This window comes from Paraburkholderia sp. JPY419, assembly GCF_050435705.1.
Lineage (GTDB): Bacteria > Pseudomonadota > Gammaproteobacteria > Burkholderiales > Burkholderiaceae > Paraburkholderia > Paraburkholderia youngii.
The window spans coordinates 620,410-635,294 of sequence record NZ_JBNDKV010000002.1; the positions used below are offsets into that span (position 1 = coordinate 620,410).

Annotated in this window: 15 protein-coding genes; 6 read left to right on the forward strand and 9 right to left on the reverse strand. The window is 64.7% G+C overall.

The window, feature by feature from the left end; all coding sequences use genetic code 11:
- Positions 1 to 49 precede the first annotated feature (49 nt).
- The 6 genes from nusA to QFZ91_RS09105 form a co-directional block, all read right to left on the reverse strand.
- Complete coding sequence (gene nusA / locus QFZ91_RS09080) at positions 50 to 1,525, reverse strand: transcription termination factor NusA (RefSeq protein WP_176378004.1); 1,476 nt, start codon at positions 1,523 to 1,525, stop codon at positions 50 to 52.
- Positions 1,522 to 1,980 carry a ribosome maturation factor RimP gene (gene rimP, locus QFZ91_RS09085; protein ID WP_006052964.1) on the reverse strand — a complete coding sequence of 153 codons (459 nt, stop codon included), beginning with the start codon at positions 1,978 to 1,980 and terminating at the stop codon, positions 1,522 to 1,524. Before rimP ends, nusA begins: the two co-directional genes overlap by 4 nt.
- A gap of 625 nt (positions 1,981 to 2,605) precedes the next feature.
- The gene (gene rluB / locus QFZ91_RS09090; protein WP_429567034.1) at positions 2,606 to 4,375 is read right to left on the reverse strand and encodes a 23S rRNA pseudouridine(2605) synthase RluB; all 1,770 of its coding nucleotides are present in this window, start codon (positions 4,373 to 4,375) and stop codon (positions 2,606 to 2,608) included.
- Between the two features lie 63 nt (positions 4,376 to 4,438).
- Complete coding sequence (gene scpB, locus QFZ91_RS09095) at positions 4,439 to 5,491, reverse strand: SMC-Scp complex subunit ScpB (protein ID WP_429567035.1); 1,053 nt, start codon at positions 5,489 to 5,491, stop codon at positions 4,439 to 4,441.
- A gap of 375 nt (positions 5,492 to 5,866) precedes the next feature.
- A complete protein-coding gene (locus QFZ91_RS09100; RefSeq protein ID WP_429567036.1) occupies positions 5,867 to 7,087 on the reverse strand; it encodes a pyridoxal phosphate-dependent aminotransferase in 1,221 nt (406 codons plus the stop codon).
- 198 nt (positions 7,088 to 7,285) lie between these two features.
- Complete coding sequence (locus QFZ91_RS09105) at positions 7,286 to 8,188, reverse strand: LysR substrate-binding domain-containing protein (RefSeq protein WP_429567037.1); 903 nt, start codon at positions 8,186 to 8,188, stop codon at positions 7,286 to 7,288.
- 406 nt (positions 8,189 to 8,594) lie between these two features.
- On the opposite strand from QFZ91_RS09105, the gene QFZ91_RS09110 reads away from it, so the two are divergent.
- Both QFZ91_RS09110 and QFZ91_RS09115 read left to right on the forward strand, forming a co-directional pair.
- Positions 8,595 to 8,996 (forward strand): transposase, encoded by a 402-nt coding sequence (locus QFZ91_RS09110; protein ID WP_013089147.1) that lies wholly within the window; start codon positions 8,595 to 8,597, stop codon positions 8,994 to 8,996.
- Positions 8,997 to 9,321: 325 nt separating this feature from the next.
- Positions 9,322 to 9,573: a hypothetical protein gene (locus tag QFZ91_RS09115; protein WP_429567038.1), complete on the forward strand. Its 252-nt coding sequence runs from the start codon at positions 9,322 to 9,324 to the stop codon at positions 9,571 to 9,573.
- 369 nt (positions 9,574 to 9,942) lie between these two features.
- On the opposite strand, the gene QFZ91_RS09120 is transcribed toward QFZ91_RS09115, so the two are convergent.
- Positions 9,943 to 10,266, reverse strand: a complete 324-nt coding sequence (locus QFZ91_RS09120; protein ID WP_176378009.1) for a hypothetical protein — start codon at positions 10,264 to 10,266, stop codon at positions 9,943 to 9,945.
- Between the two features lie 265 nt (positions 10,267 to 10,531).
- Here QFZ91_RS09120 and QFZ91_RS09125 point away from each other — a divergent pair, with 265 nt between their 5' ends.
- The 3 genes from QFZ91_RS09125 (at position 10,532) to QFZ91_RS09135 (ending at position 12,157) form a co-directional block, all read left to right on the forward strand.
- Positions 10,532 to 11,251 carry a YdcF family protein gene (locus tag QFZ91_RS09125; RefSeq protein ID WP_429567039.1) on the forward strand — a complete coding sequence of 240 codons (720 nt, stop codon included), beginning with the start codon at positions 10,532 to 10,534 and terminating at the stop codon, positions 11,249 to 11,251.
- Positions 11,252 to 11,424: 173 nt separating this feature from the next.
- Entirely contained in the window at positions 11,425 to 11,664 is a 240-nt protein-coding gene (locus QFZ91_RS09130) for a hypothetical protein (RefSeq protein ID WP_018432260.1), read from the forward strand.
- A gap of 235 nt (positions 11,665 to 11,899) precedes the next feature.
- Positions 11,900 to 12,157, forward strand: a complete 258-nt coding sequence (locus QFZ91_RS09135) for a hypothetical protein (RefSeq protein ID WP_008923870.1) — start codon at positions 11,900 to 11,902, stop codon at positions 12,155 to 12,157.
- An 83-nt stretch (positions 12,158 to 12,240) separates the two neighbouring features.
- Here the strand turns inward: QFZ91_RS09135 and QFZ91_RS09140 are convergent, their stop codons facing one another.
- The gene (locus QFZ91_RS09140; protein ID WP_176108925.1) at positions 12,241 to 12,531 is read right to left on the reverse strand and encodes a putative quinol monooxygenase; all 291 of its coding nucleotides are present in this window, start codon (positions 12,529 to 12,531) and stop codon (positions 12,241 to 12,243) included.
- Positions 12,532 to 13,155: 624 nt separating this feature from the next.
- Here QFZ91_RS09140 and QFZ91_RS09145 point away from each other — a divergent pair.
- On the forward strand, positions 13,156 to 14,451 hold the full coding sequence (locus QFZ91_RS09145; RefSeq protein ID WP_176120123.1) for a sensor domain-containing phosphodiesterase: 1,296 nt from the start codon (positions 13,156 to 13,158) through the stop codon (positions 14,449 to 14,451).
- 12 nt (positions 14,452 to 14,463) lie between these two features.
- Here the strand turns inward: QFZ91_RS09145 and arfB are convergent, their stop codons facing one another.
- A complete protein-coding gene (arfB, locus tag QFZ91_RS09150) occupies positions 14,464 to 14,868 on the reverse strand; it encodes an alternative ribosome rescue aminoacyl-tRNA hydrolase ArfB (RefSeq protein ID WP_013089140.1) in 405 nt (134 codons plus the stop codon).
- Positions 14,869 to 14,885 lie beyond the last annotated feature (17 nt).

The window sequence follows — 14,885 nt, forward strand, 5'->3', positions numbered from 1 at the left end:
GTCATGCGGCCTAACGGCCGCGTTCAATTTAGTGCGCCATGGTCATTTCTCACTGGAACCAGTGTTCACGTGCTTTCATGATCAACGCCTTAGCGGCATCCTCTTCCACTCCGGTCATCTCGACCAGTTCATCCACGGCCAGCTCGGCGAGTTCGTCGCGCGTCTGGATCTGATGTTCGGCCAGTTTCGCGAGCAGGTCGGCGTCCATGCCGTCCAGGCTCTTCAGGTCGAGCGCTACATTCTCGACCTTTTCTTCGTTCGCGATCGCCATCGTCAACAGCGCGTCGCGCGAGCGGTTGCGCAGTTCGTGAACGGTGTCTTCGTCGAATGCCTCGATTTCGAGCATTTCGTTGAGCGGCACGTAGGCGATCTCTTCCAGGCTCGTGAAGCCTTCGTCGATCAGGATGTCGGCGACTTCCTCGTCGACATCGAGACGCGCCATGAACAGGTCACGCAGGACGCCGCGCTCCTGATTCTGCTTCTGCGCAGATTCGTCCGGCGTCATGATGTTGATCTGCCAACCGGTGAGCTCGCTGGCAAGTCGCACGTTCTGGCCGCTGCGGCCGATCGCGACCGCGAGTTCGTTCTCGTCGACGACGACGTCCATCGAATGCTTTTCTTCATCGACGACGATCGACTGCACGGCTGCCGGCGCGAGCGCGCCGATCACGAACTGGGCGGGGTCTTCCGACCATAGCACGATGTCGACGTTTTCGCCACCGAGCTCGTTGCGCACTGCCTGCACACGCGAGCCGCGAATACCGACGCAGGTGCCGATCGGATCGATGCGCTTGTCATAAGCGACCACGCCGATCTTCGCGCGCACACCCGGATCGCGAGCCGCCGCCTTGATCTCGAGCAGGCCCTGCTCGATTTCCGGCACTTCCATCTCGAACAGCTTCATCAGGAATTCCGGCGCCGTACGCGACAGCTCGATCTGCGGACCACGCGCGGTGCGGTCGACCTTCGCGATATACGCGCGCACGCGGTCGCCCACGCGAAGGTTTTCCTTCGGGATCAGCTGGTCGCGGCGCAGCAGCGCCTCGACGCGGCCCGACTCGACGATGAAGTTGCCCTTGTCGAGGCGCTTCACCGAGCCGGTCATGATGTGTTCGCCGCGCTCGAGGAAGTCGTTCAGGATCTGCTCGCGCTCGGCATCGCGCACCTTCTGCAGGATCACCTGCTTGGCGGCCTGCGCGCCGATACGGCCGAATTCGATCGACGGCACCGGCTCCTCGATGAACTCGTCCAGCTGGATGTCGGGCTGCTGCTCGCGCGCCTCGAACAGCAGGATTTCCTGATCCGGCTCCTGCAGACCGGCTTCGTCCGGCACCACTTTCCAGCGGCGAAACGTTTCGTGCTCGCCGCTTTCACGGTCGATGTGGACGCGGATATCCGCATCTTCTTCGAAGAGTTTCTTGGAGGCCGAAGCGAGAGCCGCTTCGAGCGCGGCAAATACCACGTCCTTGTCGACATTCTTCTCGCGTGCCAGCGCATCCACCAGCATCAACACTTCGCGACTCATTGTTTGCGGCTCCTAAAGTCAACTTTCGGAACAAGGCGCGCCTTGTCCATGTCCGCGAGCGTGAAATCGAGCATCGCGGCGCCTTCTTTTCCTTCAAATTCCAGACCGATCGTCTCGCCCTGCGGAGCATGCAAAATACCCCGGTACGATTTCCGACCGTCCAATGGCTTTTTCAGTGTGATAACCGCTTCGCTGCCCGCGAAACGTTCAAAATCCGCCAGTTTTTTCAGCGGGCGGTCGAGACCGGGCGACGAAACTTCGAGCCGCTCGTAATCGATATTTTCGACCGTCAGAACGTGCTGGAGCTGACGCGTGACTTTCTCGCAGTCTTCGATTGCGATGCCGGCTGGCTGGTCGATATAGATACACAACATGCCGCGCCCGGTGCGCTCGAGATCGACGAGCTCGTAGCCGAGTCCCACGACCGTGGTTTCAATCAGTTCCGTCAGTTGCACAGTGCCCTCTTAGATGTTCGCGCAGCGAGCCTCGCCTCTTCTGCAAACAACCAATGCGGGCCGCGCGCCAAGCCGGCGCACGTTGGTGCGAACCCGAGATGCCGAACCACGATGAACTGAGCGGCAAAAAAAAAATGGGCTGAACGCCCATCATCTTATTGCCGGTGGTCGCACCTGAGCCGCACATGAAACCGTACGCCCAGCGACTTCGCGATTGTAGCCATTTTCCGGCCCAAAGGCAATCTGCAGAACGACGGGCGATGCGCATTTCCGCTTGATTTGATAGGAATCTTTCGACAATGTGGCGGCAAATCCGGGGTTTTGCAAGGTCGCGCGAGCCGTGCGGAAAGGGACCCGGACAGGTTACCTCAGCGCGTTGCGGTGAATCGTGCTTATGGCATTCGGCGCCGTCTCGCATGGAGTTTGACGCATCGGAAAGCCGCTCGCATGAACGCAGCAAAAGAGAGGCGGCATCAAACCGGCAAGAACAAAAAACGGCTCGTCCGGCAAGCACTCCGCATTGACGTGCGTCGCGTTTGCCGAACAAGCCGTCTGAAGGAGCCGTGCCCTTGCAGGTCGTACGAACTGCACCGAAGGGAATGACCGCATCGGTACAGCGCCCCGCTTAACGGCCCCGCGAGCGACCGCGCGCCGTGCCACCACCACGATTCGCGCCATCCGGACCCGCGTTACCACCGGCGCGGTTGGTGTTGCCGCCACGATTTCCACCCGGCCCGCGATTGCCGCCGCTGTTGCCGGCCGGGCCAGCACGCTTGCCGCCCGTGCGCGCACGATTGCCGTTGGGCGACGGCGCGCGATTGCCGTCGACGTCGCGGCCGCGCTGCCCCCCGCTGCCACGATTGCCTGCGCCGGCACCGAAACCAGCGCCGCTCCCCATGCCCGCGCCGAAGCCGCCGCCCGCCGCGCCGCGGCGGCCCTGGCCGCGCGGCTGCTGCTCGAAGCGGCTATGCGACATCAGCACTGGCTCGCGGCTGATGAAGCCCATCGACGTCTGCATCGGATCCGGCTGACGACGCTCCGGCGCCGCATTGCGGCTACCGCGTTCCTCGGTCGGCGCCTTCAGGCCGACCGAGGCCATCAGCGCGCGCACCTGATTGTCCTCGAGCTCTTCCCAGCGGCCGCGCTTCAGACCACGCGGCAGCGAGATCGGGCCATGACGCGTGCGGATCAGCCGGCTGACCATCAGGCCGGCCGCCTCGAACATGCGGCGCACTTCGCGATTCCGCCCTTCGGCGAGCGCGACGTGGTACCAGTGATTAGTGCCTTCGCCGCCGCCATCGCGGATGCGCAGGAAGTTCGCCGGGCCGTCCTCGAGTTCGACGCCGTGCAGCAGTTTCTGGCGCATACCCTCGGCCAGTTCGCCGACGACACGCACCGCATATTCGCGCTCGACGCTATAGCGCGGATGCATGAAGCGGTTCGCGAGATCGCCCGATGTGGTCAGCATCAGCAGACCTTCGGTGTTGAAGTCGAGACGCCCGACCGCAACCCACTTGGCGGTTTTCATCGGCGGCAGCTTGTCGAACACCGATGGACGGCCTTCCGGGTCCGCGTGGCTGACGATTTCGCCGGTCGGTTTGTGGTACAGCAGCACGCGCGGCGGCTTGCTGGCGAGCTTGCGCTTGACCGGCTTGCCGTTGATGCGGACCTGATCGGTCGGCATGATGCGCTGGCCGATGTGCGCCGGCTCGCCGTTCACCGACACGCGGCCGGCGATGATCAGCTCTTCCATGTCGCGGCGCGAGCCCATGCCCGCCTCGGCGAGCACCTTATGCAGCTTCGGCGCGTCGTCATCGGGCGACAACACCCGCTTCGGGCCCGCTGCCTTGCCACGGCGCAACATCGGCGCGCGTACGCCGCCAGTCGTGGTGTTGTCGGCATCGAATGCAGGCGACGTCACGTACGAGAACAGATCGTCCTGAGCCGATTCGGTAGCCGCGGCCGCATCGGCGCCGCGTCGATTCTGGCGCTGGCCCTCACGTTGACCTTCGCGCGGCTGACGCTCGCGCTGGCCTTCGCGCGACGCGCCCTCGCGCTTCGCCGCGCCGCCGGCATTGCGACGTCCGCCCTGTTTCGCGCCCGCGTCCTTGCGCGGCGCACGCGCCTGGGCGCCAACCTCGCCGTCCGGCGGTGTTTCGGCGACGACCGGCGCGCCCTCGGCTGCCTTTGTCTTCGCGCCGGCGCGGCGTCGCGCGATCAGGCTGCGCGGCCCGCGACGCAGACCGCGGCGGGGTCGCTCTTCGCCTTCTGCTTCCGCGCCGTGAGCCAGGCGCTCGCCCTCGCCTGCCGACGCTTGCGTAGTGCGTTCGTCGGTCCGCGCCGACGGCACGGGGCGCTCGGATTCGGACGAATCGGTGTCGTGGGTATGTGTCAAAACAACCTCAAAATGTCAGGTCGCGCGCGCCCGTTGCGGGCGCGGCAAAAAAGTTCGGTTACGTCAGGCGCTGCGCGACTCGGTTTCGTCGTCGGTCAGAAAACCTGCGTCCTGCGCGGCATCCCGGCGGTCCTCGGGACCGTCGTGCGCCGCCTCGATCGGGTTCGGCTCGGCGGCGTGCTCCGTATTGCGAGCCACGCCCGAGTCGTGCGCGGGTGTTGCCGGATCGGTCGGGGTGACCGGAGCTTGATGCTGTGCCGAACCGGCGACGCTGGTCTGCGTTGCCGTGGGTGCCGGTTCTGGCTGTTGTTGCGCGTCGTGCGGCGCGCTCGACGCGTCTGATGCACTTGACGCATTCGTCGTGCCGGACTGCCCAGTCGCTTCTGCACGGGGCTCCGACTCGAACGTCGACGCGGCTACGGTCTCGGGCGGCGCTGCTGCAAATCCCGACGCCGACTGCTGCCCCGCTTCCGGCGAAGCCGGCTCGCCCGCGTCACCCGCCGTGTCGAGTCCTGCATCCTGATCCGGCTGCGGCACGCGATGCTCGTCGCCTTCGGCAAATTCGATTGCGTGCTGACCCAGCAGATCCGCGTTCAGTTGCGCGGACGGATCGGCCAGCGGCGGCAATTCGTCGAGCGCTGTTAGGCCAAGGTCGTCGAGAAACTGACGCGTGGTCGCATATAGCGCTGGACGCCCCGGCACGTCGCGATGACCGATCACCTCGATCCAGCCGCGATCCTCGAGCTGCTTGACGACCTGCGTATTCACCGTCACACCGCGAATTTCTTCGATATCGCCCCGCGTCACCGGTTGCCGGTAGGCAATGATCGCGAGAGTTTCGAGCACCGCGCGCGAATATTTCGGCGGTTTTTCCGGATGCAGTCGATCCAGATACGTACGCATCGCGGGCTTGCTTTGAAACCGCCAGCCCGACGCCAGCCCGACCAACTCCACACCGCGCCCGGACCAGTCCCGCTTCAGGTCTTCGAGCAAAGTCCGAACAGTGTCTGCCGACACGCCGTCGGCAAAGAGCTTGCGCAATTCGCCGAGCTTTAACGGCTCCTGCGCGCAGATCAAGGCAGTCTCGAGGACGATCTTCGCCTCTTGGGTATTCATGCAGCTAGGTCAGACCCTGTGGTCAAAGAACCGGATCAAACAGACGATGTGGAACTGAAGACGCGCTCGCCCGATTCTGATCGGTCATATTGATGGGAGCACGCACCGGGGGGTGGCGAACAGACTTATCGAGCCAGACCCAGCCGGACGGAGCGGCGATATCCTGAAGGGATTCGCGTGAACTGAGCGCCATATTACGCAAAAACGACCGGGGCGTAAAGCCGCGATCCTCCGTGCATCTTCTGCCGCGGCGGCGACCAGTGTGCCCGCGCTCGCCGGGACGGGGTCGCCAATGAGAAGATTTCCACGATTCGCGGCCTTTCGCCGCTTGCGGCGCGCCAGGACAATCCGCGACGGACACGCGACGCCATGCGCTCACGCGCCGGCGTGGCGCGCCAGAAACCGCATCAAGCGCTCGACGCCCGCATCGAGCCGCGCCGTATCGCACCCATAACACCAGCGCACGAACCCCTCGCCTTGCGGCCCGAACGCGCTGCCCGGTGCCACGCCGAGCCCGACCTCACGCACCATCGCCTTGCACAAATCGAGACTGCGCGTCGAGCCCGGCATCGCGAAGAACAGATACATCGCGCCCAACGGAGCCTTCACGTCGACGCCGGGAACTGTCGACAGCGCGCGCACCAGATGATCACGCGAGCTCCTCAGGTCGCGCACCAGCTCCTGCGTAAAGCGCTCGCCCTGTTCGAGCGCCGCGATGCCCGCCTGCTGCACGAACGACGGCGCGCATGACGTGTTGTACTCGACCAGCTTCGCCAGGTCATCCATCAACGCGTCCGGGGCGACGATCCAGCCAAGCCGCCACCCGGTCATCAGCCAGGCATTCGAAAACGAATTCACGCAGATCACGCGTTCGTCGCGCGTCGCGAGATCGAGAAACGAAGGCGCCGTGCGCGCGCCGGCCGCCTGCGCCGCGTCATCAGCGGGATAGTAGAGCCGCTCGTAGACCTCGTCAGCGACGATCCAGATACCGTGCCGCCGGCAGTGTTCGAGCACGGTGCGCTGGTCGTCGCGATTCATCACCCAGCCGGTCGGATTGTTCGGCGAGTTGATCATCAGCATCTTCGTGTCGGGTGTCAGCGCGGCAAGCAATTGCCCGACGTCGAGCGCCCAACCGCGTTCACCGTAGCCGAGCGCGACGGTTTTGACATGCGCGCCGAGAATCTTCGGAATCTCGACCAGATTCGGCCATAGCGGTGTCACCGCAACGACCCGGTCACCGGCGCCGACCACCAGTTGCGCGGCGAGCATCAGCGCGTTGACGCCCGCGCTCGTGACCGCGATGTGCTCCAGTGACGTTGCGCCATGCAGCTCGCTGACATAGCCCGCGAGCGCTGCGCGCAACGGCGCGATGCCGAGGTTGTGTGTGTAAAACGTTGCGCCGGCGGCGAGCGCGGTGCTCGCGGCGTCGCGGATGAATGCGGGTGTGACGCGGTCGGACTCGCCGAACCAGAACGGCAGCACGTCGCCGACGCCGAAACCGGCGTTCGCGACTTCCCGGATTTGTGATGGACGCAGCGCGCGCACGGCGTCGCGCGCATTCGGGATGGAGGGCACGGGCAGGTCCAATTCGCTCATCGAGGCTTCCGGGAGGGTGGAGGATAAGGGGCTCTGGGCGCAACCGCGAAGGCGTGCGCGATGACGGCGGTAGTTTAGCGCGCCGGGTGACCGGACAGCGGCGAAGCAGACGCCGGGTGGGCGGCGGGCCAGGCCTACAGGTCCACCGACAGGTCCACCGCCTCCACCAGTCGGACAGACCGCACACGATCCCGCCCGTTAATTCAACTCCTCGGCCCGCCCGGGCAACTGCCGGATCAGATCCCACACCGCCTCGGCCGCGGGCGACAGCGACCGGTCGCGCCGCCGCACCAACTCGACGCGGCGCTCCGCGCGCGGCACCAGCGGACGCGCGACCAGCGACGCCCCCGCCGGCAGCGGCAGCGCGAGCCACGGCAGCACGCTGATGCCGACGCCCGCCTCGACAAGCCCGAACACCGTCGCCGAATGGCCGAGTTCCTGCACCACGGTGGCGTTCACGCCCTGCGCCTGCATCACGGCGTCGATGAGTGGGCGGCTGCCGGACGCATAGTCGAGCATCACGAATTGCTCACCGTCGAGGTCCTTCCACGTAACCTGTTTGCGCGCGGCGAGCCGGTGATCGTCACGCGACACGATGCAGAACGAGTCGGTCATCAGCGTTTCGCTGAGCAGGTCGTCGTCGGAGAACGGACCGATGATCACGCCGAAGTCCACTTCACCCGACTTCACCTTGCGCACCACGTCGCTTTGCACGTCGTCGCGCAAGCCAAGCGTCACATAAGGAAACTGCTGCCCGCACGATGCGACCACGCGCGGCATCAGCCGGCACGCAACGGTCGGGCTCGCCGCGACCACCACGCGTCCACGGCGCTGCTCGCCGATTTCGCGGATCTCGCGCAACGCGTCGTCGAGATCCGACAGCAGCCGCGACACGCTCGACACCAGATTGCCGCCGACGTCGGTTAGTTGCACTTCGCGCGTCGTGCGATCGATGAGCTTCAGGCCGATTTCGCCTTCGAGCTCGCGCACGCAACGACTGACCGCCGACTGTGTGAGGCCGATTTCATCGCCGGCCCGACTGAAGCTTTGCAAGCGCGCAACCTCGATGAAAACCCTGAGCTGTCGCAGCGTGACATTCATTTGTTGACCTCATCAATAAGGCAATTTAATGCACATTGTAGGTTAAATCCGCGCGGCATAGCGCCGGTCACAACGGGCATCGGGATGCAGCAAAAAGGCGCGAACGCCCGCTGGCCGGGCCCATCTGCACAAGATTGGTGATTGTCCCGATTTGCGAGATGGGCTTTTTGGATTCATATACGGCCCTGGTTGGCGCCCGCGTTGGCCCGCCGCCACGGGGCTTTCAGGCAATCGATATCAAATTGGCACACTTCGTGCGTTATGAGACGCGCAGGGTCGGCGCCATGATTTCCGACTGAAATGGCAATCCGTGGCAAGCCCGTCCCCTTTGGCACTCGCCTATCGAGTGTATGAAGAGTGCGCGGCGCGGGGCAGCGCACCGGAGTTAGCTTCGCTGAGGTGATACATGATGCTGTTCGACGATTTGAGAGATAACGAGTGGGCGCTGGTCGAGGCTTTGTTCTGTGCCGAGCCGGCGCGCAGCGAACGGCGCGGTCGACCGCGCGTGGAAGCTCGGGCGGTGGTCAACGCCGTACTTTGGGTGTTGTCGACGGGCGAAGGCTGGTCCAAGCTGCCGGGCCGCTATCCGTCCCCGCCGACTTGCCGCCGGCGTTTCGACGAGTGGCAGGCCGATGGCACGCTCGCTGAAATTGTGAAGCGGCTCGGCACCAGCGGCCGTGAAATCTCGTTGCGCGGCAGGATCGGCGCAACGGCCGCGAAACCCCCGGCACCACCGAGCCGCGACCGTATGCGCGGCGCGTTCTGGACCAATCCGGAATCGTGGCGCGCGCCGGTCAAGATGGCCTGACGCGAAACTACGTTGTCACCGGGCGCCTGGGGGCGCCCGGTTTTTTATCCAGCCGCCTTATTCTCGATTGCGTGCACGCCACGGCCCGCCAGCATTTGACGGGCGCCGCGGGACGCCCCTGGTTTCGCGCCCACTTTCGGCGCGCCATCCGCACGGCCGCCAGAGTGATCATTGCTCTCTGCCTCAGATTCGCAAACTGCCCGATAGCTCCGGGTGAAACATCCATTTACTATTAATTACAGCATCCTTTCTTACCCCGGCATAACTTAATACTTATGCAAACAGGCCTTGAGCCAACAGGCTCGAGGTTGAGGGGGATTTCGGAATGAAACCAATGTCACTGCTGTTGTGCGGCATTGCGATTTCATCGATGGCCGCGCCGGCATTTGCCCAACAACGCCCGCAAGGGTGGAACTGGCGCCCGGACCGTCAGGCTACGCTGGAAGCGTGGCAGCAAAGCGAGGCCCACAATCGCGACTTCACGCCGCCGACGCCGCGAGGCGATCTGCGCGGCGATATCGCCAGCAATGTGCGGGCACGGCCCGATGCGCCGCGCGCGGAACAGCGACGGCGTTGATGTCGTGTGTCGCCGCGTGGATGGCGCGTCGTGCGGCGCGGCACCAAGTCTCTCGCATTCCGTATGCACGATCGGGGAACCACCGGACGCGGCACCAGTCTGACTCAACGCCATTAGCACAGCGTGGCAGTAGTAATTCCGGTATGCCCGTATCCTCGTGATACGGGCTTTTTTTCGCCCCCGTGGCGTTGATGGCATGACAGGCGCGCGACGGCAAACGGCCGGCGCGGAACGCGTCGCCGCATCGTCGATGGGGAAGCCGAGAGTCGCCCGCGGACGCGCACAGCGACCGGCCGACGGTAGAGACCGCCCGCCGTGGGGGTGACAGGCCCGGGCGGACAGTGATTCAGATAAGCGATGAACCTTGAGCTAAGGCCTGACTTCGGCTGTCGCCGCGGACTGCGTTTCAGCCGCGCCGAGAACGTAATCATTCATGCGTTGCGCTGTCCATGTGAGCAGACGCTCGTCGTGCTCGAGCCGCGCAAACTCCGCTTTGCCGCGTTCGGTGAGCACGGCGATGTCGACGGGGGCATGAAAGCCCGGCGCCGGTGCGACGGTTCGCTGACGAACGGTGTCCATCAGCCCCAGCGCGCGAAGATATTGGAAGACACCCGGCCTTCTGGCCCAAGGAACCTGGCGATATTGCGCTCGCCGCAGCGCTTCAAGTACCGCTTCGTTGGAATACGTGGTCATCTCACTTCTTTCTTAAAGTGCAGCTATGACACATTCATGCCCACGCGTCGCTGCGCCACCGGCGACGCGCGTAGCACCCGCTCCTGGTCAGAAGCTCGCCGCCTGTTCGACAGCGGATTCCCGCCAGATGCTGCCTGGTCTCGTTTTCGGAACCCCCGTCAGAACGGCATGTTAGCGTTCTCTCCCCGAACCGACGATGCGACCGCCGCGGCGCGATGGCTGGCCCGTGGATTTATCCCGAAAGACATACGTTACCCCATTTAAATTGATTCTATTCACTTTATTAGCGCTTTTTTTTGCAGCAATCGTGCTATGGAAACGTGCGCGACGGCCGCTCATCGTCTGCACGATCGCGCTGTTCTGGCTGCTCTCGGCCGGCTGGCTGAGCGCGCCACTGCTCGATCTCGCGCAGCCGCAACGACAGAGCGCCGAGGCCGCGACCTTCGCGCCACGCACCGCGATCATCCTGCTCGGCGGCGGCACGATCTACGACCATGACCACTTGCTGGTGCCACCGCGCGACGTGCTTTCGCGCATCAAAGTCAGCGCGCAGAACTATGCGGCCTGCAAGCGCACGGCGATCGTCTGCCAGGTGATCGTGAGCGGCGGCAATCCTCAGCGGCACAGCGCGACGGAAGCCGACACCTACCTGCCCTATCTGCTGCGCCAGCAGGTGCCGCGCTCGGACATCGTGCTCGAGAAAAGCAGCCGCACGACCTACGAGAACGCGCGCAACGTCTCGGTCATTGTCGGCCAATCACATTACGACACGTTGATACTCGTCACTTCCGCGTATCACATGCCGCGTGCGCTGCTCGACTTTCGCCGTTTCGGCGTCGAGCCACAGCCGCAGATTTCCAGCGCGCGGCGCGTGCGGCTCGGCGTGTTGCCGCGCTTCGGTAATCTCGTGGCGGCGGAGATAGCGTTGCATGAGCTGATCGGCCTCGCGCAGTTTCACCTGTATCGCGCGATCGGCTGGTTCTGACGAACGATGTAGGCCGACCGCTCTCGCAGATCGACGAAGCCATTACAAAACGTAACAAATGTTGAGCGCGGTTACAAAGCCATCGGCTGGAGCGGAGTTTGCTCGATAGAATGAATTGTCTTTCCCACTGGACGGGCAATACTCGGGTCCACCACCACTCTATGGAGGTAACGATGAAGAAAGTGTCCATGGCGATCCTGGTTTCCCTGTGTGCCGCGGCCGGCGCAGCTTACGCGCAGGACCAGGGCATCACGACGAGCACCGATCCGGCCAAGGCCGCCGACGTCGAGCAGCGTGCGCAAGCTTTGCAAAACCGCGAGCAGTCGATGGAAAGCGCACCCGCCGCCCCGGCCAAGCATCACAAGATGGCTCCGCATCATCCGAAGAAGGGTGCGGATACGTCGGGTACCTGAGCGACTTCGCGGAGCTCGCCTCGCGGCCTCGTCGTGAAGGTGAAAAAGCCGAAGCCGGCAGCGCCGGTTTCGGCTTTTTTATTTGCGTGATCGGCTCGCTGCCGACGAGGCCCTCCGAACGCACACCGGTCTGGCGAAGCCTCCGGCGCACAGCATTCTGTATGCTAAAGTCGCGCACCGACCGGCGAGCCGCCGGCATCCCCTAACCCGTGCGCACCCTGGTGCGGAGGACAGCATGAGCAACATCCAGCTTGATATCGAATGGACCGAAGCAGCATCTCGCAAGATCGAAAAACTGATGCCGCGCGGCGGTCAGGAAGCGTACCTCGCGCTGCCGCCCGTCGAATGCCTGCCGATGGAAGGCGACGTGCTGTTTCTCGGCCCGGCGGGCAAGCAGCAGCCGTTCATCGTCGCGGAGCGTCAGTATCACCATGACGGCGACGCCGACTGGACCATCATCCTGATTCTCGATGTCCCGCAAGCAACTCACTAATCGCTGACGGCGCGCCGGCGGCCGCGGTGCCGCCGCACCTGGCCGGCGTGTTGTCCGCGCGCCGCTGACGCCCGCACCCGGACTCAGGCGATCTTCGACACTACGCGAATCTCCGCGTGCTCGATCCAATCCGCGGCCGCTTTCTTATAAGCCTGGATATGCGCGGATTTCGCATGCGCCGCGAGCGCGTCCTGGCTTTCCCATCGCTCGACGAACACGAACCGGCGCGGCTCCTGCACGTCGCGGTGCAAGTCGTACTGCAGCACACCCGCTTCTTTGCGCGTCGGCCCGACGATGCCTTCGAGCGCCTCGCGCAACAGCTCCTCGTGCCCCGGTTTCGCTACCGAAATTGCGACCACCGCGATTTCCGCCATGCCTGATCTCCTCCTTAAGAAAACGAGCAGCATACCCGCCGGTCGCTGAACCTGCCGACGACGGCGCTAACCAGCCTGGCGACGCACGAATCTCGCCTCTGGCCGCCATGCCGGACCACCGTCGCGTCAAGCCAGAATCCGCCCGGCGAAGCAGTGCGAAGCCCGCTGCCCGAACCGCCACATCAGCCACCGCACCGGCACTAATACGTGTGCACCGTCGGCGCCTGGAGTTTGGCGGGCGACCACTGGGCGCCCTGCTACCCTCGGCGTGGTACGGCAACTGATTGCGATTGAGAATCGGTTTCACGCGTGGCAAGCGCGCGAAACACTCCGGCGCATGACCGCAACGGGTTGCCGCACGGCCGTTGGCAGCCGTTTTGCGGACAATTTTCGCGCTGATGCCTCTGTGATAACCCGCACATTGATGCACGCTGCAAACTGCTAGACTCATTTTGACCAATTCGCCGGAGTCCAGCGTAGCTGGTACTGCCCTCCGCGTTCGCGGGACGCATTCCTGACGTCCCGGCGACGCTTCGGGTGTGCGAGCGCTGCGCGCCGAATGGGTTTGCGAGCCCCTTCACCCCTTGCCGCAACAATCCCATGTCAGCTCTGATGCCCGCTTCTATGCCATCCGTCAGCGAATTGACCGTGAGCGGCGTGCTCCCGCACCTGGTCCGCGGCGAGTCGGGCTGGACCGCGACCTGGCGCGCGTTGACATTGCACAGCGTGTTCCAGCCGGTGCTGTCGGTCACGCATCAGTGCGTGGTCGGCTACGAGGGGCTGTTGCGCGCGTTCGATCCGGTCGGCCTGCCCGTCTCGCCCGAAGTACTGTTCTCCGGCACGCGCTCGGCCGCCGAAGCGCGCGAACTCGACCGCATCGCGCGCTGCCTGCACGTGGCGAACTTCATGGAGCAAGGCATCAGCACCGGGTGGCTGTTTTTGAACACGCGCCCGCAGGTATTCGAGACCGGCTGGCCGCAGCGCGCGTTCATCGACGAGTTGTCCGCGCATTTCGGGCTGCCGCAGGAGCGCATCGTGATCGAAGTGCTCGAGCAACCCGCCGACGACGAATCCGCCGTCGCCAGCATGCTCGCCGCCTCGCAGCCGCGCGATTTCCTGATTGCGATCGACGACTTCGGCACCGGCTTCTCGAACTTCGACCGCGTGTGGCGCTTCCGCCCCGACATCGTCAAGCTCGACCGTTCGCTCGTTGCGCGCGCGGGCAAGCGCGAGGGCGACGAATCGATGATCAGCCACCTGATCGCGATGCTGCATCAGTCGGGCACGCTGGTGCTCGCCGAAGGCGTCGAAACCGATGAAGAGCTGATGATCCTGATGCAGGCCGACGTCGATTTCGTGCAGGGCTTCTGGTTCGGCCAGCCGAAGAGCAGCGTGCGGGCCGCCTGCACGAAGGTGCCCGCGCTCGTCGAGTCGATCTGGAGCAAGTTCGCCGACTACGAGCGCGCGCACGCCGGTCACCAGCGGCTCGGCTTCGAGGGCTTCGCGGAAGCGGTGCTGGCCGCCGCCGACACCTACAAGGCGACCGGCGACCTCGAGCAGGCTGCGCAAAAAGTCTGGCATCTGCCCGAAGCGCGCCGTGTATTCCTCACCGACGGCCACGGGGAGCAGACCCAGCCTTCGGTGACGGCAGCCTCCGTCTCACCGCCCCCGAAGCGGCTCGCGCCGCTCTATACGGAGACGCGCAGCAACTGGTCGCGTCGTGCGTATTTCCGGCACGCGCTCGCGGCGCCGGGCCGCGTCGCGATGATGGGGCCGCATTATTCGCTCGCCGATGGTCAGGACTGCTACACCGCGGCGATCGCGTTCGAGCGCGACGGCACGAACGTGCTGTGCGTCGACTTCGTGCCGGAGGCATCGCCGCCGGATGTGCGCACCGGCAGGCGCGGCGCGAAGCGTTAGCGAACCGCGCCGCTACTCGTGCACGCGGCCGCGCCCCGACTTCACCTCGCTGCGCTTTGCCTTGCTGTCGAGCCGCCGCAGGTTCGACGCGCGGGTCGGCCGCGTCGCGACCCGATGCTTGCGGGTCACGCTGACACTTTCGATCAGTTCATCGAGCCGCGCGAGCGCCGCCGCGCGGTTCATCTCCTGGGTTCGATGCTCCTGCGCCTTGATGACCACGACGCCGTCGCGCGTGAGCCGATGGTCGGACAGCGCGAGCAGACGCATCTTCAGCACCTCCGGCAGCGACGAGGCGCGCACGTCGAAACGCAGGTGGATCGCGCTCGATACCTTGTTGACGTTCTGCCCACCCGCCCCTTGCGCGCGCACGGCGGTCAATTCGATTTCGTTGGGCGGGATCGGGTAGCGGGATGTCATGGGCGGTCGGGAAGAGA